General features: G+C 59.6%; 18 protein-coding genes. 14 read left to right on the forward strand and 4 right to left on the reverse strand.

The window, feature by feature from the left end; genetic code table 11:
* Positions 1–51 precede the first annotated feature (51 nt).
* Both EO087_RS16915 and hrpB read right to left on the reverse strand, forming a co-directional pair.
* Positions 52–2,583 (reverse strand): PKD domain-containing protein, encoded by a 2,532-nt coding sequence (locus EO087_RS16915; protein WP_128898904.1) that lies wholly within the window; start codon positions 2,581–2,583, stop codon positions 52–54.
* A 742-nt stretch (positions 2,584–3,325) separates the two neighbouring features.
* On the reverse strand, positions 3,326–5,827 hold the full coding sequence (gene hrpB / locus EO087_RS11015; protein ID WP_128899908.1) for an ATP-dependent helicase HrpB: 2,502 nt from the start codon (positions 5,825–5,827) through the stop codon (positions 3,326–3,328).
* Positions 5,828–6,332: 505 nt separating this feature from the next.
* Here hrpB and EO087_RS11020 point away from each other — a divergent pair.
* Positions 6,333–6,875: a hypothetical protein gene (locus EO087_RS11020; RefSeq protein WP_128898905.1), complete on the forward strand. Its 543-nt coding sequence runs from the start codon at positions 6,333–6,335 to the stop codon at positions 6,873–6,875.
* On the opposite strand, the gene EO087_RS11025 is transcribed toward EO087_RS11020, so the two are convergent.
* Positions 6,840–7,298 carry an ISAs1 family transposase gene (locus tag EO087_RS11025; protein ID WP_128898906.1) on the reverse strand — a complete coding sequence of 153 codons (459 nt, stop codon included), beginning with the start codon at positions 7,296–7,298 and terminating at the stop codon, positions 6,840–6,842. The genes EO087_RS11020 and EO087_RS11025 overlap by 36 nt on opposite strands.
* Positions 7,299–7,570: 272 nt before the next feature.
* On the opposite strand from EO087_RS11025, the gene EO087_RS11030 reads away from it, so the two are divergent.
* On the forward strand, positions 7,571–8,479 hold the full coding sequence (locus EO087_RS11030; protein ID WP_128898907.1) for a class I SAM-dependent methyltransferase: 909 nt from the start codon (positions 7,571–7,573) through the stop codon (positions 8,477–8,479).
* 14 nt (positions 8,480–8,493) lie between these two features.
* The gene (locus EO087_RS11035; RefSeq protein WP_128898908.1) at positions 8,494–9,027 is read left to right on the forward strand and encodes a pseudouridine synthase; all 534 of its coding nucleotides are present in this window, start codon (positions 8,494–8,496) and stop codon (positions 9,025–9,027) included.
* A gap of 25 nt (positions 9,028–9,052) precedes the next feature.
* Here EO087_RS11035 and EO087_RS11040 read toward each other — a convergent pair whose 3' ends face one another.
* Positions 9,053–9,847, reverse strand: coding sequence for a TatD family hydrolase (locus EO087_RS11040; RefSeq protein ID WP_128898909.1), 795 nt, complete (start codon positions 9,845–9,847; stop codon positions 9,053–9,055).
* A gap of 221 nt (positions 9,848–10,068) precedes the next feature.
* On the opposite strand from EO087_RS11040, the gene gspE reads away from it, so the two are divergent.
* The 11 genes from gspE to gspD all read left to right on the forward strand — a co-directional run bounded on the left by gspE (position 10,069) and on the right by gspD (position 21,397).
* Positions 10,069–11,802, forward strand: a complete 1,734-nt coding sequence (gene gspE, locus EO087_RS11045; protein ID WP_128898910.1) for a type II secretion system ATPase GspE — start codon at positions 10,069–10,071, stop codon at positions 11,800–11,802.
* Between the two features lie 198 nt (positions 11,803–12,000).
* Positions 12,001–13,218: a type II secretion system inner membrane protein GspF gene (gene gspF / locus EO087_RS11050; protein WP_128898911.1), complete on the forward strand. Its 1,218-nt coding sequence runs from the start codon at positions 12,001–12,003 to the stop codon at positions 13,216–13,218.
* A gap of 59 nt (positions 13,219–13,277) precedes the next feature.
* Entirely contained in the window at positions 13,278–13,718 is a 441-nt protein-coding gene (gspG, locus tag EO087_RS11055; RefSeq protein WP_128898912.1) for a type II secretion system major pseudopilin GspG, read from the forward strand.
* A gap of 30 nt (positions 13,719–13,748) precedes the next feature.
* Positions 13,749–14,297 (forward strand): GspH/FimT family protein, encoded by a 549-nt coding sequence (locus EO087_RS11060; RefSeq protein ID WP_343132881.1) that lies wholly within the window; start codon positions 13,749–13,751, stop codon positions 14,295–14,297.
* Positions 14,294–14,716 carry a prepilin-type N-terminal cleavage/methylation domain-containing protein gene (locus EO087_RS11065; RefSeq protein ID WP_128898913.1) on the forward strand — a complete coding sequence of 141 codons (423 nt, stop codon included), beginning with the start codon at positions 14,294–14,296 and terminating at the stop codon, positions 14,714–14,716. The genes EO087_RS11060 and EO087_RS11065 overlap by 4 nt, the downstream gene beginning before the upstream one ends.
* Positions 14,713–15,381, forward strand: coding sequence for a prepilin-type N-terminal cleavage/methylation domain-containing protein (locus EO087_RS11070; RefSeq protein WP_128898914.1), 669 nt, complete (start codon positions 14,713–14,715; stop codon positions 15,379–15,381). Before EO087_RS11065 ends, EO087_RS11070 begins: the two co-directional genes overlap by 4 nt.
* Positions 15,378–16,400, forward strand: a complete 1,023-nt coding sequence (locus EO087_RS11075; protein WP_343132883.1) for a type II secretion system protein GspK — start codon at positions 15,378–15,380, stop codon at positions 16,398–16,400. The genes EO087_RS11070 and EO087_RS11075 overlap by 4 nt, the downstream gene beginning before the upstream one ends.
* Positions 16,397–17,560 (forward strand): PilN domain-containing protein, encoded by a 1,164-nt coding sequence (locus EO087_RS11080; RefSeq protein WP_128898915.1) that lies wholly within the window; start codon positions 16,397–16,399, stop codon positions 17,558–17,560. Before EO087_RS11075 ends, EO087_RS11080 begins: the two co-directional genes overlap by 4 nt.
* Positions 17,557–18,219, forward strand: coding sequence for a type II secretion system protein GspM (gene gspM, locus EO087_RS11085; RefSeq protein ID WP_128898916.1), 663 nt, complete (start codon positions 17,557–17,559; stop codon positions 18,217–18,219). The genes EO087_RS11080 and gspM overlap by 4 nt, the downstream gene beginning before the upstream one ends.
* Before the next feature lies 1 nt (position 18,220).
* Positions 18,221–18,964: a general secretion pathway protein GspN gene (locus EO087_RS11090; protein ID WP_128898917.1), complete on the forward strand. Its 744-nt coding sequence runs from the start codon at positions 18,221–18,223 to the stop codon at positions 18,962–18,964.
* A 3-nt stretch (positions 18,965–18,967) separates the two neighbouring features.
* Positions 18,968–21,397 carry a type II secretion system secretin GspD gene (gspD, locus tag EO087_RS11095; protein WP_240669029.1) on the forward strand — a complete coding sequence of 810 codons (2,430 nt, stop codon included), beginning with the start codon at positions 18,968–18,970 and terminating at the stop codon, positions 21,395–21,397.
* Positions 21,398–21,487 lie beyond the last annotated feature (90 nt).

The following is a 21,487-nucleotide window of genomic DNA, read 5'->3' on the forward strand; positions in this document are numbered from 1 at the left end:
CTGGGCCCTGTTGCACATCAAAGATGCGCATCCATGCGCATCACAACACACTCAGAAGTCCAGACCCCAACTGTTCAAGGTACCCGTGGTGCGCGAACTGGAGTTATAGATCTCCAAGTCCCAGGTGCCGTTGGCCCCTACGGCAGAGGCATTCACCGTCCAGGTGTTGTTGCCATGGGTGTTTTGCACCGGCAGTTCTGCATAGCCACCGTTCGGCGCCACGATGTAGACCGACAGCCCGTTCGCCGATCCGCCGTAAGTGATGTTTGCACTTACCTGAAGATTGGACGGCGCCTTGCTCGCCTGACCCGACACTGCGATGCTGCTGACGGCCCAGTTGTCGCCAGTGATGGCTACCGGCGTGTTGTTGGAGAACACACCTGAACCGCCACTACTGCTCACCGTTACCGATTGGCTGGCGCTATTACTGGCACCGGTGTTATCGGTCACCTGCAGTGTCACTGTGTAGGTGCCTGCAGCCGAGTAGGTGTGGCTGGGACTGGCCGACGTGGATGTGCTGCCGTCACCGAAACTCCATGCATACGAGCTGATCGTGCCACCCGTATCCGTAGACGTGTTGGTAAAGGCCACGGCCAAGCCATTTACACTATCGGTGAAGCTGGCCACCGGCTTGCCTGTAGCACCCGACGACACGGTCACCGAACCCGTCTTGGTATTGGTGGCACCGGTGCTATCGGTCGCTTTCAGGCTCACGGTGTAGGTGCCGGCCGCTGTATAGGTATGACTTGGACTGGCCAACGTTGAAGTGCTGCCGTCACCAAAGCTCCATGCGTACGATGTGATCGTGCCACCCGTATCGGTAGAGGTATTGGTGAAGCTCACTGTCAAGCCGCTCACTGTATCGGTGAAGTTGGCAACCGGATTTCCGCCCGAAGAACTGCCACCACCAGCAAGGCTGCTGAACTGACCCACGATCGCGCTACCCCAGCCGGTGGTGTAATCCCAGCCGGGACCGGCGGTTTCACCACTATTGTTACCCGAGGTAATGTCGTGGAAGGCGTTGGCGTAATTCGTCGACGAGGACTGCGCCACCTTATAGATCACCGGGGCGGCGAAGCCTAGACTGGTGCCATTGGCTTGCAGCACATGCGCCCAAAAGCCGACCGCCAACGGTGCCGCAAGGCTGGTGCCGCCGATCTGCTGATTGGCCTGGCCGTCCACTGTCACTAGCGCGCCGCTAACAGGGCTAGCATCGAAAGCGATATCCGGTACGCCACGGTAGGTCTGGTTGGTGATGCCGGCTACGCCTACCTGCCAGCTCGGGATCGGCTCGAAGGTACTGGGGCTGCCGCCGGTAGCACCTTCGTTTGCGCTGAGGTTGTTCCACACCGTTTCACTAGTCCAGGTGGTGGTACCCGTGGTGTACAGCTCCGTGCCACCCACTGCTGTCACATACGCCGAGCTGGCCGGCCAGCTCGGCGTGATGCCGCCGGTACCGCATTCGTCCGCACCGGAATCGCCGGCAGAGACGAAAAACGTCTGACCCTGAGCAACGGCTTGCTTGAACGTCGTGTCGTTCGATGCGGCAGAGCCGCTGGACTGCGCGTCGGTTTCGCATTCGCCCAATGACACGTCGATCGCCTTGAGCGAGTTATCCGAGACGACTTTCGCGTAATCGGTCTGAAGATCCGAATCATTCAGCGAAGCAGCATTGTAGAAGTAATACTGCTTGACACCCGTGAGCGCGATGATGTCCTGACTATCTAGATCCCATTCGCCATCACCGCTGTTGCTGCCAGTGCCGGTGTCGTTGTCATTATCGATGGTAATCGTAACACCCGAATCCATCGACTTCAGGTCGCTAAGCACATTGCCCATCGGACCGGAGGATATCGAACCCACCGGCACTGTCGTGACATTGCCCAGACTGCCAACACCATAGATCGCCGAAAAATCGGATGGCTGATGCCCCTCTGCGGTGCCGGATGCATCTGGATGCGTCGCCAATGCATGCGCAGCGATCGGATCGTGATAACGGGCAAAGACATTCGCGCGGTGCACGTTCTGCATGCCGAGTACGGCTTGCACGACCCCCTGCAGGCTGGCTGGAATCTGCACGGCACTGCTGTTGGCATACGCATCACGTCCGTCATGCGTCTTTACATGCACGAAGTTTGTGCTGAACGCTGCCTGGGCCGTATCAGCATGGCCATCTGCTTCAACCAGCGCGTTGTTGGCCGCAATCGTCACGTTGGTGAAGCCAGCCTTGGTCAGGTAAGCCGCTACCGACTGCGCCTGATCCGCGGTAGGCGCGTATTGCGCATTGAACTGTGCCGAGGTCAGCGGCGTGAAGCCGGGCTTGGCAATGTACGCATCCAACTGCCGCTCATTGCGCAGTTTCAGCGTCACAACAACATGGATCGGCTGCGTAAACGCCAAAGGCCCTACCACGTTGTCACCCTTTCGCAAGGCCACGGCCGGGTGCAAGGTCACCAGCGAGGGGCTGGCAACAGCAGCCACAGCATTGCTGGCTGCCGGCTGTGCCACGATACCCATGGAACCGCCTAATGCAACAAGACCTATAGCCACAACAAGGGCTTTCACACGGAGATTGCTTGGCATTTCTAAACTCCTCAAGAATTGAGGACAAACGACCTCGTTGAGGTCGCAAGTACCCCATGACAGTAAAGTCGCGTATCAACGCGACACCGTTGTTTCAATAGAGATTGCCCAGCGATTCCCTCGAGCCTCGGTGTATTGCCGTTCCCCTCTGTTTCCGGTGTGGGCAGTGCCGACGCATCGCTCGAACAACGCATAGTCCCCAGACAGTGGCGCCGTTGCGGAATCATTCGCCGCATGCTCCTCGCGACGAATGCGATCGAAATTATCTGTCGAACAAATCTTCGTCAAGCCACAAAGATAGAGCCCATTCGCAAAAATTCATGACATTTCAAGGCCCATAAAAAGGCCTATTCTCTTCACAAAAATTAATGAACGACCGTGGCGCATGAACTTGCATGATGTTATCGATAGTAGTTTCGATGCTTGCAAAAATCGCAAATTGCCATCCGCTGTGAAGCACGCTGCGCATCAACGTTTATGGTGTCGATGTGCCCTGAAGACGAAGATGTCTTCCACGCAAGATATTTCGGAAAATGATCATGGACAACGTGCGCACGCACGGCACACACCATCGACCGACAGCCACGTGTAAGCAAGCATTGCATCAACTGTCATGTAGCATGCTTCCGAATTTCACGTTTGCTCGATCTAAATAATCAAATGTTTCGATGGATTGCATGGCACATCGCATCAAAAGCATGAACGGATGCTGACAAACACACTCCCACCCATGAGTGATTTATTAGGTGCCGCGCGGTTTAGCACGATGCGTAGGCGTGGCCGTCCACGGATCATCCGGCCAAGGATGCTTGGGATAGCGCCCCTTCAATTCCTTTTTCACTTCCGGATAAGTGCGTTCCCAAAAACCTTTCAGATCCTGCGTGACCTGGATGGGACGCCCTGCTGGCGACAGCAGATGCAGGGTGACCGGAATACGGCCACCCGCCACCGACGGTGTGTCGGCAAGGCCGAACAGTTCCTGCAATTTCACGGCAAGCACCGGTGCCTCACCCGGATGGTATTCAAGCCGGCGCGTCTGCCCACTTGGAACCGTCAGGCTGTCTGGCACCTGGGCATCGAGTTGTTTGCGCTGCTCGTAGTTGAACAAAGCTGACAGTGCCTGTGACAGATCATCTTGAGACAACGCATCGAGCTTGTGCTTGCCTTGCAGGTAAGGTGCAAGCCAGTCCTGCAGGGTATCGAGCAGATAGGCATCGGACACATCAGGCAGGCCCAGCTCCGGCATCCACTCGCGCAAGGACTGCATGCGCATGCGCAAACGCCGTGCTGCTTCACTCCATGGCAAGGCATCCAATCCACGACTGCGGATAGCTGCCAACAGCGCTGGCATAGCATCTTCGGCTTGCACGGGTACGCTACGGCGTTCGAGTACAATCGCGCCGAAACGGTATTCTTCAAACGCCTCCACGGCGGCACGTTCGTCGCTCCAGCGCATATGGCGGGCACGCTGGAATTGATCCGGGTAATCCTCTTCCAGCACACGCGGGTCGAGTGGCGCGGCGGAAAGGATTAGACTGTCGCGCGCTTCATGTCGCAGATCCAGCACCACCAGCCATGACTCACCCAGCAGGGCGGTCTGTTCGTGCAAACGCGCACCACGGCCATTGGCCAGGGTGTAGCGCAAGGGATGGGTGTCGTCCTTTCGCGCAATGCGATCAGGAAAGGCATGCAACAGCACATCGCCGATCGCGTGACTGTGAGGCACCCCGCTCGCGGCATTGCGCACATTCAAACGGCGACGCCAACCTTTGCTGGTCTGCTCGATGGCTGCCAGCGCTCCGGCATCGGCGCCGCCATGATGTCCTGTGGCACTGCGTCGGTCACGCCAGGCGTGCAGCGCATTCACGCGCAGGCGAAAATCGTCGCTGCGTGCCTGCTCGCCGCGCATAGGTGAGCGTGCTTCCATCAAGGCGAGCAAGTCGGCGATCAACGCATGCAAGGTTTCCGGTGCGCGCATGGCTGCTGCGCCCAGACGCGGTGTCGCGCCAAGCTCAAGCATGCGTCGCCCTAATGGTGTGATGCGCTGCTGCACATCCAGTGCGCCGAGGCGCGTCAGCAGTTCTCGCGCCTGCGCCAAGGCACCGGTGGGCGGTGCGTCCAGCCAAGGTAGTTCGGCGCTGCCCCACGCAACCAATTCCAGCACAAGCCCAGACAGTTCCGCCTGCGCGATTTCTGCCGAGCGCGAGGGATCAAGCCGCCGGCTCTGCGGCCACAAGCGATACGCCGTGCCTTCGGCCACGCGACCGGCACGGCCGGCGCGTTGGTCCGCCGAGGCTTGCGAAATGGTTACCGTCTCCAGGCGGGTAAACCCCGAGTTGGGATCGAACCGCGGTTCCCGCGCCAAACCTGTATCGACGACTGCCCGAATGCCCGGCAACGTGACGCTGGATTCAGCCACGTTGGTCGCCAGCACCACGCGGCGCATGCCTTGATCGGCTGGAGCCAGTGCGAGCTGTTGCTCGGCCAGTGACAGCTCGCCATGCAAGGCCACCCGTTCTACATCATCCGGCAAGGTTTGCGTGAGCAAGCTTTGCACGCGAGCGATTTCACGCCGCCCCGGCAGAAAGACCAGTACGTCACCGGCATTTTCATCCAATGCCTGCTTTACTACGCGCGCAAGATGATGCTCCACGCTTTCTTGTGTGCGCGCTGGCGGATAGTCGACACGCACCGGAAAACTACACCCTGGACTACTGATGCGCGGCGCGTCCAGCCATTGCGCGATACGTTCGCCATCCAACGTGGCGGACATGATCGCGATGCGCAGATCCGGCCGCAGCGTGGCCTGGATATCCAGTGCCAGCGCCGCGCCGAGATCTCCCGCAAGATGCCGCTCGTGAAATTCATCGAACAGGATCGCGCCGATACCAGACAGCTCCGGATCATCCTGAATCAAGCGCGTAAGAATGCCTTCGGTCACCACTTCGATACACGTAGCTGCGCTGACTCTCGATTCGAAGCGAATGCGATAGCCCACCGTCTGCCCGATCGGCTCACCCAACTGCTGCGCCATGAACTGCGCTGCCGCGCGCGCCGCGATGCGCCGCGGCTCCAGCATTACGATCTTTCTTCCCGCCAGCCAAGGTGCTTCGCGCAAGGCCAGCGGCACTTGGGTGGTTTTGCCAGCGCCAGGTGGCGCCTCCAGTACCAGGCGGGGGCGCGCGGCCAGTGCGGCGCGGATATCCGGCAGCAAGGGAGTGATCGGGAACATCGGCGCATTCATACGCGTGACACCAAGAGCTTCAAGCCGCGTCATGGTCTGCACCCTTTCTGTGGTGGTCGAGTCTTTTCAGACACCCGATAAGCCCGCTCATGAAATTAATAAATATTCCATCAAGGCTTAACGCTATGTTTGCCTGGCATGCAGTAAGAAATACAACCTAAATTGCATCGCCCCATGCCAGATCGGGAGCTACCCCGGTCAATAACTATCCATCAGCGCGGACCCGAGCACGATCGCAAGCACAAGCACAAGCACAAGCACAAGCACAAGCATCGTGTTCCACCGACGCCAGGCTGTTGTGAATGAGCGGTTCTTGCATGGAGCAGTGACAAGGCTTCAGGTGAAGAAAGCGGTGTGTCGTAAGGGGCGACCGCCGTCATGTGGTGTGCATCGCGCCACGAACGATTGGCCATCCAACCACCTATAACGAGCCCCCGAATCGGCTCGCGGGGTGATGTTGTCACCAATACCATCGCAAGTTTACCCCTGTGGGAGGGTACGGTTTATGAAACGTCATGCTTTGGTTCAACCGCGCTGGCTCGCGCTGTGTGTGATGAATGCGTTGTGTCTGGGCGTAGCGCCGCTCGCGCTGGCTCAATCCACCCCGCCGGTGCCCTACACCTTAACCTGGATTCCGAATCTGACCGGCACCAGTGACGGTTCGGCCGCCGGCGTGAACAACGCCGTCCAAGCTATCGGCAGTCTGCGCAACGCCTCTGGCACCTATGCCGCGTTCCTGTTCAACAATGGTGCCCCCGCACCGCTCGAACTGACGCCCTTGTCGGGCACGCTCTCCAGCGTGGCGGCGGGGATCAACAGCGCCAGCACCGCGGTGGGCACGCGCACGTTATCCGTCGCGGTGTCACGCAAGTCGTCTTGCACGATCACGCATGCGTTTGTCTATACCAGCCAGATGGTGGACCAGGGCGATCGCGCTATGTTGCGCCCCCAAACAACAGCCCGCATCGATATTCCAGGTTGGCGAAAGCCTTCATCTTTCGGCGGCGCATGCTCAATTTGCTGGAGGGATCTCGTCGCAGCAGATTGAGTGCGGCGCGACGGATAACTCCCAGGTTGGCGGCCGCTCGCCGTCTCGGCTCCCCCGTAACGTCTTCCCATCAATGGCCACCTGTTTGCCGGCGAGCGCTGGCAGGCCGGCACTGACCCATTCGGCAAACGCCACAGCAAAGGCTCGCCGGTCTAGGCGACCGATCACGTCGCTCAATGTGTCGTGAGAGGGAATGCCGTGGGGCAACTCCAGAAACTGGCACAGCCAAGCCTCGTTCTCGCAGCCAAAATCCTCTATCCCCACCCAGTCTTCCACCCCGCACACGACTGCGCATAGGGTAATCATCAGTATGTCGCTGAGCTTGTGCAGCTTATTGCGGGTCTGCCGACGTGGATCGGCCAGGTTGCTGAAAAAGGGCATGGGATTTGGCAGCATCCCCATACTTTCGCCGATTGTCGCCACACTCCACCACCGCCTACCTGGGGAGATAGCGCGATCGCCCTGCCCTCACGCGAGCCTCGTAAGACACCAGTGTGCAAAAGCAGCGATGCTTTACAGCAGCGAAGCTGGTCAATGACACGCATGAGAATGACGACACTCTTTCCTCGCTTGAGAAAAAACTGAAACAGTTCGCACGCCAACAACGCAGTAGTCACAAACTAATTGTAAAATTCCCCTTTCGCCGCATCGGGCTGGTGACATGCTGTCGCTAGCATCTGTTGTAAGGAGTTGTCATGAAGATCAGGTTTGCTTTCGCATTGTCCACGGCCCTACTGCTTGCCGGTTCGGTTCACGCACAGCACGCGTGGCAAGATCAGCCCACGGGTGACCTGGTGCCGCCAACCCGTGCCAGCGATTTCACCGCCAGCCAGCTCGATGCGGTGCTAGCCGGTTCCTGGCGTTCTGCCACCAACAAGGCGCGCGATATCTATCGCCATCCCAAGGCCACGCTGCGGTTTTTCGGTTTGCAGCCAGACCAGACGGTGATCGAAATTACGCCAGGTGGCGGCTGGTACAGCGAGATCCTGGCGCCGTTGCTGCACGACAACGGTCACTACATCGCAGCCGTGCCGGGCGGCGACGGCTCTGAACAGCGGCAGGATGCTGCCACATTACGTACAAAGTTCGGCGCGGATGCTACGGAATACGGCAAAGCAAGCATCGTTACCTACAATCCAAAAGCGCCGGTGTTTGGCGCCCCCGGATCAGCCGACATGGTGCTGACCTTCCGCAACGTGCATAACTGGGCCATGGCCGGCACGGCATCGGCCATGTTCAAGGCTTTTTATGCGGTGCTCAAGCCGGGTGGCACGCTGGGCGTGGTGGATCACCGCGCTGCAGAAGACGCCCGTTTCGATACTGTCAAAAACAGCGGCTACCTGCCCACCGACTACGTGATCAAGCTCGCTACCGATGCAGGTTTCAAGCTAGATGCGCAGAGCGACATTAACGCCAATGCCAAGGACACCAAGGATTATCCGAAGGGAGTGTGGACCTTGCCGCCCAGGCTGACCCTAGGGGTCCAGGACCGCGCCAAGTATCTGGCCATCGGTGAGTCCGATCGCATGACCTTGCGTTTCGTGAAAGTGGCGAAGGCACCCGCTTCGATTTCCTCCGCGCCTGCGAAACCCACGGCCGACTAAGGCGAGCGAATGCCATGCTTGTTGCGCTGAACAAGCCGTTCGGCGTCCTGTGCCAGTTCACCACCCACGACGGCCGGCCCACGCTGGCCGATTTCGTGTGGCAGAAAGACGTGTACCCAGCCGGTCGCCTCGATCACGACAGCGAGGGTTTGCTGTTGCTTACGGATGATGGTGCGTTGACGCATCGGCTGACCGACCCCAGACACAAGCAGCCGAAGACGTATCTGGTGCAGGTGGATGGTGCAATCACGGATGAAGCGATCAAGGCGTTATGCCGCGGTGTCATGTTGAATGACGGCCCAACCCTGCCCGCGCAGGCCGAACACGCTGACGAACCGTCATGGCTGTGGCCACGCGATCCGCCGATACGATTTCGCAAGAGCATTCCCACCCGTTGGCTGTCGATCACCTTATGTGAGGGGCGCAATCGGCAGATCCGGCGCATGACGGCGGCGGTGGGTTTTCCGACCTTGCGTTTGATACGGGTGCAGATAGGCGCTTATGCGCTGGATGGATTGGCCCCAGGCGAAACGCGCAGGCTGTTGTAGGTTAACCCCACCTACCCCGAATGATTCAAATTTCCGGCAAGCCAAAAAATGCCCTTGCCGTCGCCACACTGTTTGCTGCCGTCACTTCCACCGCCTCGCCGCGATCCCGCGCGATCTCCTCGCAGATATGCTTCAAATACATCGGCTCGTTGCGCCGATGACTTGGCTGTGGCCGCACTGTGCGCGGTAACAGATACGGCGCATCCGTTTCAATCATCATGCGATGGGCGGGAATCTCGCGTACGAACTCGCGCAAGTGCGTGCCACGGCGCTCATCGCAGATCCAGCCGGTGATGCCGATATGGCAATCCAGTGCCAGGTAATCGAGCAGCGCCTCGCGCGTGTCGGTGAAGCAATGCACCACCACCGCAGGAATCTTGTCGCGATAGCGCTTGAGCAGGGCGAGAAAGTCGTGATGTGCATCGCGCTGATGCAGGAACAGCGGCTTGCCGACGTCCACGGCGATCTGCAATTGCTGCTCGAACACCTGCAACTGCACATGGCGCGGTGAATAATGGCGGTGATAATCCAGGCCCGTTTCACCGACCGCGCGAACTTCCGGCAATCGCGCCAGTTCGCGCAGGCGGGCGTCAGTCACATCGCTGTAGTCGATGGCGTGGTGCGGATGCACGCCAGCCGTGGCATACAGTACACCGGGATGGGCGCGGGCTAGTTCCAGGGCATGTTCACTACCCGTATGTGACGCACCCGTAACGATCATATGCATCACCCCGTGCGCCTTGGCACGGTCGAGTACGGCATCGAAATCGTGCCGGAAAGATTCGTGGGTAAGATTGGCCCCGATATCGATAAGCTGCATAGAGAACCCTTTTTAAGTTTTTATTGTCCCATTCATTGAGCATCATCTCCCAGTCCATCATGGCTGTTGACCTGTAGTCGCCGGGCATCTGCCAAGCAAAGCTCGCCAGCCGCTTTGTGGATGTGTTAACTATGGAACTTGCCTGTTCGACGTCAGGGAACACAGGGTAGGGGTAGGCAAGGATTTGTTTTGACGAAGTAGTCATGAGCGGGGTGTACAGCATGTCGACAGTCGTAAAGCCGGCATCCGTGGGACCCGCAAGGGCCGCGGATGACCATGAGTCGGCGGTGTGCGCGCTGCTGGTGGCGCGTGGACGCCTGAAAGACAACGATTTGGCACGTGCCAGACGCCTGCATGAGGAGGCCTCCGATGGCACCCTTACCACGTTGCTGGCCCGGCTGGGTCTGGTTTCCGAGCGCGATCTGGCCGAAACCTGGGCGGAGCGCCTGAGTGCTCCGCTATTGGTGGTCAGGGACGTGCCGGACATGCCGCCCGCCGAAGTCGATATTTCGGTGCGGTTCCTCAAGCAGCAGCATGTTGTGCCGGTGCGCTATGGCGAAGACGGGTTGAGCCTGGTCGTGGCTGACCCGGCCGACCCTTACCCCTTGCATGCGGTACGGCTTGCTTCGGGCAAGGCGGTTTCGCTGTGCATCGGGCTGCGTTCGGAAATCGACGACCTGATCGAACGCTATTACGGCCAAGGGCGTTCGGCCATGGGCACCATCGTGGAAAATCTCCATGGCGCCGCTGCGGAAGAGGATGACGTGGAACACCTGCGCGACCTCGCCTCCGAGGCGCCAGTGATCCGCCTGGTAAACCTGATCCTGCAGCGCGCCGTGGAGCAGCGCGCTTCGGACGTGCATATCGAGCCGTTCGAGAATCGCCTGAAAGTGCGCTATCGCATCGACGGCGTGCTGCACGAAGTGGAGGCGCCGCCGTCCAGTTCCACCGCGGCGGTGATCAGTCGCGTCAAAATCATGGCCAAGCTCAATATTGCCGAGCGCCGCCTGCCGCAGGACGGCCGCATCCAGTTGCGCGTGCAGGGCAAGGAGCTGGACTTGCGCGTGTCCAGTGTGCCGACCAGCTTCGGTGAATCGGTGGTGATGCGTATTCTCGATCGCGAAACAGTGGTGTTCGATTTCGCCTCGCTCGGTTTTACCGACGCGTTCCGCGCGCGCTTCGTGGAAGTGCTGCAACGTCCGCATGGCATCCTGCTGGTCACCGGTCCGACCGGTTCGGGTAAAACCACCACGCTCTACACGGCGCTGTCGAAGATCAACACACCCGACGTGAAGATCATCACCGTGGAAGACCCGGTTGAATACCAGCTCGAAGGCATCAACCAGATCCAGGTGAAGCCGCAGATTGGCCTGGATTTCGCCAACGCGCTGCGCTCGATCATGCGCCAGGATCCGGATGTGATCATGATCGGCGAAATGCGCGATCTGGAAACCTGCCGTATCGCCATCCAGTCCGCGCTTACCGGCCACTTGGTGCTATCCACGCTGCATACCAACAGTGCTGCCGGCGGAGTCACACGCATGCTCGACATGGGTGTGGAAGATTACCTGCTTGGTTCCACCGTCAATGGCATCCTTGCGCAGCGACTGGTGCGCCGTCTTGACCCGGAAACTGCGATTCCCTACGACGCGCCGCCGGAAGTCATCGAGGAATTCGAGCTGGAGAAATACACCGATGAACGGCCGATCCGCTTGTGGAAGCCAGGCAGCAGCACCTCCAATCCCACGGGTTACCGTGGTCGTCGCGCCATCATGGAGTTTCTGGTAATGAGTGACCCTTTGCGCCGCCTGGTAATGCATCGCGCCGATGCCAGCGAAATCGAGAAGCAGGCTCGCGCTGAAGGCATGCGCACGATGTACGAGGACGGCATCGCCAAGGCGGTGGCAGGCATCACCACTATTGAGGAGGTGTTGCGTGTTACGCAAGAGGGCTGACGTCGCTCGTAGGTTGGGGTGCAAACCCCAACTTTGCCATTTCCATACGGATCGCCATGTTGGGGTTTGCACCCCAACCTACGCGCTGCAGTCTTACGTCGGAGCGTGCTTCGATGCGGCCTCTACGCAAGATTGGCCCCTCACCTCAATCCTCTCCCCGAAGGGGAGAGGAGGCGAACGCGAAGAGCTGTTCTTTCTATGAGTCAATTCCGCTACCGTGCCGTCAGCGCCGCCGGTGAAATCTTGCAAGGACAGATGGAGGCGGCCAGTCTCGACGAAGTGATCGTGCGGCTGCAGGATCAAGGCTACACGCCGCTGGAAGCCAACTCTGCCGATGCGGGCGGCGAGGGTCATGGTTTTACGGGCCTGTTCAAGCGCGGACCTTTCAATGGCGATCAACTCGCACAGTTCACACACCAACTCGCCACCTTGCTCGGTGCGGGGCAGCCGCTGGATCGGGCGCTGGGCATCCTGATGGATCTGCCTGAAGGCGAGCACGCCAAGAAGCTGATCGAGCGCGTGCGCGATCGCGTGCGTGGCGGCACGCCTTTGTCGCAGGCATTGGACGAAGAGCATGGCGTGTTCCCAAAGCTTTACATTGCGCTGGTGCGCGCGGGCGAAGTAGGTGGTTCGCTGGAAGATACCCTGCGCCGTCTCGCGGATTACCTGGAGCGCGCGCAGCAACTGCGCGGCAGCATCATCAACGCATTGATCTATCCAGCCTTCCTGATGGTGGGCGTCTTCGGTTCGCTACTGTTGCTGCTGACTTACGTGGTGCCGCAGTTCGTACCGATCTTCCAGGACATGCAGGTGCCGATTCCATGGATCACCCGCGCGGTGCTGGCGCTGGGCACCACCTTGCAGGATGGGTGGTGGCTGATCGCGATGATCATAGGCGGTGCCATTTTCATCTGGCGTGCACGCATGCGAGATCCCGCCTTGCGCATGGCCTGGCACGAACGCTTGTTGAAAATGCGCATGGTCGGCCCGCTGGTATTGAAGGTGGAAACCGCACGCCTGGCGCGTACGCTTGGCACGCTGGTGAAGAATGGCGTGCCCTTGTTATCCGCGCTTGGCATTGCGCGCATGGTCACTTCGAACAAGGCCCTGGACGAATCGCTGATCCAGGCCACCGAGATGGTCAAGGGCGGTGACGGTCTAAGCCTTGCACTAGCGCATTCGCAGCGTTTTCCGCGTCTGGCCATTCAAATGGTGCAAGTGGGCGAGGAGGCTGGCCAGCTTGATACGATGCTGCTCAAAGTAGCCGATACCTTCGAACTGGAAAGCCGGCGTTCCATCGATCGCCTGCTGGCCGCCCTGGTGCCCGCGCTCACCATTGTCATGACAGTCTTTGTGGCCACCATCATGGCGGCCATCCTGCTGCCACTGCTCAGCCTTACCAGCAGCATCCAGTAATCGGTGTTGCCTGACCTACATCCTTTCTTGGTCCACGCATAAAACGGAGAACCCAGCCCATGCAGTACAGATATCCCCGAACCCGGCAACTGCGCCACCCCCATCGCAGCGCCGGCTTCACTCTGCTGGAAATGCTGGCGGTGATCGTGCTGATCGGCATCGTCGGCGCCATCGTGGTCCGCCAGGTCGGCAGCAGCGTGGACAAGGGCAAATACGGTGCCGGGAAGGCGCAGATCACCACCCTCAGCCAGGCCATCGACAGCTATGCCCTGGACAACGGCTCGCCGCCGGCGCAGTTGGCTGATCTTGTCATCAAGCCGGCCAACGCCAGCAACTGGCAAGGCCCGTACGTAAAACCTTCGCAGCTCAAGGATCCTTGGGGCCATGACTTTGGCTACAAGTACCCCGGCGAACACGGCAATTACGACCTGATTTTCTATGGACGTGACGGCAAGTCCGGTGGGGAGGGTTATGACGCGGATGTAGGGAACTGGCAGTAATGTGTTTGCGTGAATCGTGAATCGTGAATCGTGAATCGTGAATCGTGGCAAGCAAAGCACTTGCGGATCGGGCAATACCGCCCCGAGATGCCGTATGGCGCTTGCGATTCCCGATTCCCGATTCCCGATTCCCGCCAGCAGGGCTTCACCCTGCTGGAAATGCTTGCCGTCATCATCCTGATCGGCATCGCCGCGGCGGCAGTGTCGATATCCGTGGCGCATGGCCTGGCGAGTGCACGCATCAACGCGGCAGCCGGCGAGCTTGCTGCCGCATTGCGCGCTACTCGTACGCAAGCGATCGTGCATGGTCAGCAGCGCATCTTTCAGCTCAACACGCGCGACGATACCTATCGCGGAGCTGACAAGCGCGATGTGCGTTTGCCCAAAGGATTGCAGCTGTCAGTCACCAGCGCGACCAGCGACCAGAGCAACGGTGATGTCGCGCGCATCCGCTTTTTCCCCGATGGCAGCTCCACCGGGGGGCGCATCACCATCCGCAGCGGTCAGCGCGAATGGCACGTCAATGTGTCATGGCTGACCGGTGCGATTACCTTGTTCGACACGGCCGAGCACTCATGAAAGCCTCGGCTCGCCCCGCACGTGGATTCAGCCTGCTTGAAGTGATCGCCGCCATTATGTTGCTGGCCATCACCTTCGGTGCGCTGATGGAAGTGGCGGGTGGTTCGATCCGCCTTTCGGAAAATGCTTCCGAACACACGCAGGCAGCATTATGGGCGCGTTCGCTGCTAGATACGCGCTTTGCACTGGACCCCATGCAGCCCGGCGTCACCGAAGGGAAGTTCGACAATCGTTATCGCTGGCGCCTGCAAGTTACGCCGTGGACAGCGCCGGGCGTCAGCCTTGCAACCCAAGCCAACGCCCTCCAGATGTATCGGCTTGACCTGGATGTGATGTGGGGTTCAGCACCGTTCGAGCGCAAGGCGCATTTCAGCACGCTGCGCATCGGCAACCCCAGCAGTGCAACACCTTCGCTATGAAGCGCGCAGCCGGCTTCACCTTGCTGGAAGTTCTTGCTGCGCTCGCGCTGCTGTCGCTGCTGTTGCTGGGTGTCTATTCCGGCGTGCGCTCGGCCACGCACACGGTCAAGGCGGGCACAAAAAAAATCGAACAGCTCGACGATGTGCGTTCTGCGCAGATGTTTCTGCGCCGCGAGCTAGAGCAGGCAATGACACAAGCCATCGCGCGCGACGAGAACGGCAATAATATCTACTTCATCGGCAGCAGCAACGAGATGCGCTTCGTTGCGCCATTACCCGGCTATCTTGGCCAGCTCGGGCCGCAGCTTGTAGACGTGAAACTGGTTTCCGCCGGCGACAAGGGCAAGCAATTGGTGGCGAGCCTGGTGCTGCTGCCACCGGATGGCAGCAAGCCCAAACCACTGGGTGCGCCACAAGTGCTGGTCGATGGCGTGATCGATGGTGGCTTCTCCTACCGTGGCTTGAATCAACAAGGCCAGCCGATGGATTGGCAGAGTGATTGGAAATACATGGGCAACATGCCGAACGTCGTCACCATCAAGCTGGCGCTTCAGAACGGTCGCGAATGGCCGCAACTCAGTGCACCACTGCGTGGGAATGCTGCTGCATCGCAAGGCCCGGGTAACTTGTTGCGTGGCTTGCGTGGTCCCGGAGTTGGGCCATGAAGAGTTGGGACTTGGGACTCGGGACACAAGACTCGGGAAAGGCGGTCGGCGGCAAGCAAACCGCTTTGCGTGCCGTGTCACGCTTCAACGTTCGATACGCAGCGTCACAAGCGTCACACGGTGGCTTCGAGTCCCGGGTCCCAAGTCCCGGGTCCCACGCTACCCAGCGCGGCGTCGCGCTGCTGCTAGTGATGTGGGCCTGCACCTTGCTCGCCATCCTGCTTGGCGGCTATGCCGTGCTCGCGCACACGGAAAGCTTGCAGGCCAGCTACCAGTTCCAGCAGACGCGCGCTCATTACGCTGCCGAAGCAGGCATCATGCGTGCCATCTACGCATTGCAGGCTCCGAACCTCCAGGATCGCTGGGTGGCGGACGGCCGGATTTATCCGTTTGCCTTCGAGGATGCGAAGGTCGGGGTATCCATCATCTCCGAAAGCGGCAAGGTGGACCTCAATGCAGCCACGCCGGACGTGCTTACCAACCTGTTCCGCAATGTCGGCGTCGATCCACAGCATGCCGCGGCGATTGTGCAGGCCATTATCGACTGGCGCAGTTTCCCCATGGGGCAGCAACAGGCCGCGCAGCGTGCCGCAGTCTACACGGCGGCCGGTCGCGATTACGGTCCACGCAACGGTCCGTTCGCCAGCGTGGAGGAACTGCAGATGGTGTTGGGCATGAATCCAGATTTGTACGGAGCCGTCGCGCCCTACGTCACCATCTGGTCAGGGCGCACCAGTCCGGATCCGAATACCGCACCGCTACTTGCGCTAGCCTCCATTCCGCCTGGCATGGATCTGCAACATGCGGCAGCCATTATCGCCGCGCGCCCGGGCAATGCTGCCGCCAATGCGGGAACAGGGCTAGTCGTCAACAATGGCATCACGCATAGTATTCGCTCAGAGGCTGTGCTTGCCGATGGAACGCGGGCGGTATTGCGCGCCACAGTACGTCTGCAAGGATTTCGGCCCGGTTCGCAAGCTTTTGCGGTATTGCGCTGGCAAGAGGGAGACGGCGAGTGAATTCGGTTACGCAGACACTGCGACCGCAACTTGAACGCGCACGCCGCGCATGGCGCGGATCACCCTTGCCAGGTTTCATGGCCTGGTGGGGTGGTGAATTGCGCGCTTTGCTGCCGGTGCGCTGGCAGGCGTTTTTTAGCGGCGGCAACGTGTGGTGCCTGCTGCGTCACGAAGACGGGCAGTGGCACGTCCTGCGTAGCGGCGAGCCGCAGACCACCGCATTGTGGAGCGATACACTGGACGCCGCCGAGCAGCAGGCCATGCTCAACGTGGCGGTGGCCGGCGTGGATCGCCAGGACCTGCGGCTTGCCTTGTGCCTGCCGCATGAGTCGGTGTTGCGCCGCTACCTGTTGTTGCCGGAGGCCGCGCGCGACAACCTGCGCCAGATAGGCGCCTTCGAAATGGACCGGCAGACGCCATTCCGTGTTGATCAGGTGTACTACGACCTGCGCGAATTGCCGGGATCAGCACCGACAGGCCGCATGGCCGCAGAATTGATCGCGACACCACGTGCGGTGGTGGACACCAAGCTTGACCACTTGCGTCACGCAGGCATTGCCATGGATGCGGTAGACCTTTACGACGGCGACAAGCGGCTCGGCGTGAATCTGTTGCCGCCGGAGATGGAGCGCGTGCATCGTAATCCGCGCCGCCGCCTGAATGTCGCGTTGGTAGGTAGCGCGGCGTTATTGCTGTTGCTGTGCCTGGGTCAATGGTTGCACAACCGTACGGACGCCCTGGCGACCATGCAGGCGCAGGTTGATGACATGCATGCGGACGCGCAAAAGGTGGCCGAGCTGCGCAAGCAACTGGAAAACAGTGTGAACGCGTCAGGCTTTCTGGCCCGCCGCAAAACCGAATCCGTCGCAGTCGTGGATGTGCTGCAGGATCTGACCGCACGCATTCCCGATGACACCTGGCTGGAACGCTTTACGGTGGATTCCAGCGGGCGCGTTGGCATGCAGGGGCAAAGTGCCAAAGCGGCATCGCTGATCGATGTTTTGCAAGGCAGCAAGTTGCTGACCGGCGCCAATTTCCAGGGCGTGATCCAGCGCGATCCGGCTACCAACAAGGAACGTTTCTACATGGATGCGCAATTGCGCAGTCCCGGCAGCGCCAAGCCGGCTTCATCCGGCAGTAGTGCGGGAGCCGCGCGATGAAACTTAGGCCGATGAAGCCGCTGGAAAGCCGCATCGCAGCCATCGGGCTGCTGGTACTGCTCGCGCTGCTGGCCTATTTCGTGCTCTTGCACTGGTGGTTTGTGGCGCCGTTACGCGATATCGACAGCCAGATGAATGACTTGCGCGACACCCAAAGCCGCTACGCTGCAGCGATCGCCGAGAAGCCGCAATTGCAAAAACGCCTGGCCGAACTGGGACATGATCAGGCCGACAGCAGCACCTTCCTGCCCGAAACGGATCCCAATGCCGCTACGGCGGGATTGATGCAGCGCGTGGTCGATGATGCTGCCGCCCATGCACTGGAAGGCAGTTGCGAGGTGACCCAGAAAATGCCGGTATCCAATCCGGCAATGGCGCCCACTGATCCCTATCGAAAAGTAGTGGTAAGCATCAGCCTGCATTGTGATATGCAGCCGCTAATCGGTTTGCTATACACGCTGGAGAAAGGCAAGCCGTATTTGTTCGTGCAGGATTTCAGCGTTTACCGTAATCCTCTTCTCAGCATGCAGAAGACAAGTGTCGCGCCGCTGGAAGTACAGTTCACACTCGCCGGATATCTCCATGCCGCCGCGCAGACGGCGGAAGCTAACAGTTCCAATCCGGATACATCAAACCAGGCGCAAGGAGGGGGCAACTGATATGAACGCCGCCGCCCAGCGCCGTCTTACTCCGGTTTTTGCCGTGGCTGCCGCCGTCCTCGGCATCATGTTGCTGGCCCTGCTGTTTGGCGTGGGGCGCGGCGTGCGATGGGATCCACCACGTGTCACGCCACCACTGCCTGCCATACATAACGCGGCCTTGCCCACACCACCGGCCTTGCAAAGCTTCACGCAAGTGTGGGAGCACCCGCTATTCAGCAACGATCGCAAGCCGTTTGTGAGCAGTGGCGGCGAAGCCGGTGGGGTGAGCCTGGGTGACCTGCAACTTACCGGCGTGATTCTCACCTCCACCCTGCACATGGCCCTGCTTAGCCCCGCGCAGAACAACAACCAAAATAACAATCAAAATAATAACCAAAATAACAACAAGGCCAATGACGGGCAGGAAGTGCGTGTGAAGGAAGGCGCCAATGTACCGGGTACGTCCTGGGAGCTGATCAAAGTGCTGCCACGTTCGGCGGTTTTTGCATCGCCCAGCGGACGGACGGAACTAAAGTTGCCGGCGGGTGCACCTATAGATCAGCTCGAATCGAACCCCGCTCCACCCCATGCGATATCGATGAGCGGGCCGTCTGGCATGCAAGTGCAAAACCACGCCACGCCACCGCCACCAGGCGGACCTATGCTGCCGAACGACCCGCAAGCTCAACGATTGCAAAAACTCAGGGCTGCCATTCTTAAGCAGCGTGCCGAGCAAGCCGAAAACGCTCAGGGAGAACATTAATTCATGTCACACACGCGTATGCACCTTTACCTACGCAACGGATTGCAGACAGGCGCGATCGCGCTGGCAGTCTTCCTAAGCGGCTGTGCTTCCAATCACCCGCGGGCCAAACCCAATCTTTCACTGGAACGCGAAGCCGTTGCCGGGACCGAAAAGCCGGCGCCACGACCGCAGGCACTGAACGAAAACCTCAGTAACGCCACGCCGGCCCCTTCCGTCGCCAGCATCTCGACGGGTACCGGACAGTTCGTCAGGCCCACCGAGCTATCCAAGCCCAGGCCCGCTGCAACAGGCAGCAATGCGGTCACCTTCAATTTCGAAAACCAGCCCGTACAAGCCGTCGTTAAGGCGATCCTGGGTGATCTGCTGCAACAAAACTACACCATTGTTCCGGGTGTGCAAGGCAACATCTCTTTCTCCACCTCCGAACCGGTGGACCGTAATCAGGCTATGCCGATCCTGGAAACGCTGCTTTCCTGGACGCATAACGCACTGGTCAAGACTAATGGCCGCTATGTGGTCATGCCAGACAAAGATGCCGTACAAGGCAACGTCGCGCCGAGTCTAGGTGCAGTGGCGCCCGCCGGCGGTTTGCAGGCGCGGTTGTTCCCGCTGCATTACATCGCCGCCGATCAGATGCAGAAATTGCTGAAGCCGTTTGCACGGCCGGATTCGATTCTGCTGGCGGATAACGCGCGCAATGTCATCGTGGTGGCAGGTACGCCCGATGAACTGGAAAACTACAGTCGCACCGTGCGCACGTTCGACGTGGATTGGCTGCGCGGCATGTCGGTAGGTGTGTTCAATCTGCAGCACGCAACGATTGAGGACCTGATGCCGCAGCTCGACGGCATGTTTGGTCCCAAGGGCGATACCCCCTTGGCAGGCATGCTGCGCTTCATCCCGATCAAGCGTACCAATGCACTGGTGGTCATCAGCACACAGCCGAATTACCTCGGTGAAGTCGGCAATTGGATCGCCAAGATCGATCTGGGTGGCGGTAACGAACCGCAGCTATACGTCTACGATGTCCGCAACGTCAATGCGTCGGACTTGGCGCACTATCTGGCGCAGATTTACACCGACAATGCTGGCGCTAGCAGCAATGATCGAGGTGGCGCCGTTGCGCCCGGTGCAGGTGGCTCCACCACGTTGGGCGTTGGCAACAATGCCAGTGGTTCCGCCAGTGGCATGGGCAGCACCGCGGGCAGTTTCGGTAGTTCCACCACCGGCGGATTGTCCAGCGGGCTCGGTGGCAGTTCCGGTACGACGGGCTCGTTCCCGTCGACATCGACCTCGTCGACCGGCGGATTGGGCAGCACTTCGTCCGCAGGCGGCACGGGTGGCATTGGTGGCAGCACCGGTGTCAGCGGGGTTGGCATGAATGGTGGCCTGTCCAGCAATAACAATCAGGATCAAGGCTACAGTTCGAAGGATGGCAGCGTCCGCATCAGTTCGGTGGATGCCAATAATCAGTTGCTGGTGCGCGCGCGGCCCGCCCAGTGGCAGGAAATTCTCGGCGCCATCAAGCAACTCGATGTGCCTCCGTTGCAAGTGCAAATCGAGACGCGGGTTTTCGAGGTGGATCTGATCGGTGATCTTCAATACGGCGTGCAGTGGTATTTACAAGGATTGGCTCGCACCACTTCCAATAATGGCACCTATACCCCGGGCAATCCGGAGGCACACCGCATGATTGGCCTTGGTGGCGGAAGTGGCAGCAATTCGACCAATACGTACAGCGGGCAACCATTTTTCTATTCTTTCCTGAGTTCGAATGGAAAATTCCAGGTTGCCCTCAATGCGCTGGAAAGCAACGGCAGTACCAAGACGCTGTCGGCGCCTTCGCTGGTTGTACTCAACAACCAGGTGGCGCACATCCAGGTGGGCAATCAGATTCCCGTCAACCAGACCTATTACACCGGCCTGGGAACCAGCACCACGGCGACCACCGTAGGCCAGGTGGCATATCTTCCCACCGGCATCATTCTCGATGTGCAGCCGCGCGTGAATCCAGGTGGGCTGATTTATCTCAACATCGATCAGCAAGTCAGCGATCTTGGGGCGCAGAATGCGCAAGGTAACTACACGATTATTCAGCGCCAAGTCGCCACTCAGCTAGGTGTGCAGAATGGGCAGACGGTGCTGCTAGGTGGATTGATCCAGCAAACCAATACGGATACCAACAGTGGCGTGCCGGTCTTGAGCGATATTCCCCTACTGGGCAAGTTGTTCGGCTCAACGGGCCGGAACAAGAGCCGCACCGAGTTGATCGTGCTGATCACGCCGCGTGTGATCACCAATAGCGACGATGCCAAGCAGATTACGGACGATTATCAAAACGGCTTCGAATCGCTGGCGCCTTTGCGCACGCAGCCTGTTCCGTCCACGGCACCGCCACGTGCAGCGCTAACCTCTCCGCTCAAGCAGTAACTCAGTATGGAGGTAAGCCATCGGCTTTGCCGGTGGTGATATAACAATGAGGCATCCCTCTCTCCGAATGGAAAAGGGATGCCTCTTCAG

Origin of the sequence: Dyella sp. M7H15-1 (genome assembly GCF_004114615.1) — a bacterium.
Taxonomy (GTDB): Bacteria; Pseudomonadota; Gammaproteobacteria; order Xanthomonadales; family Rhodanobacteraceae; genus Dyella_B.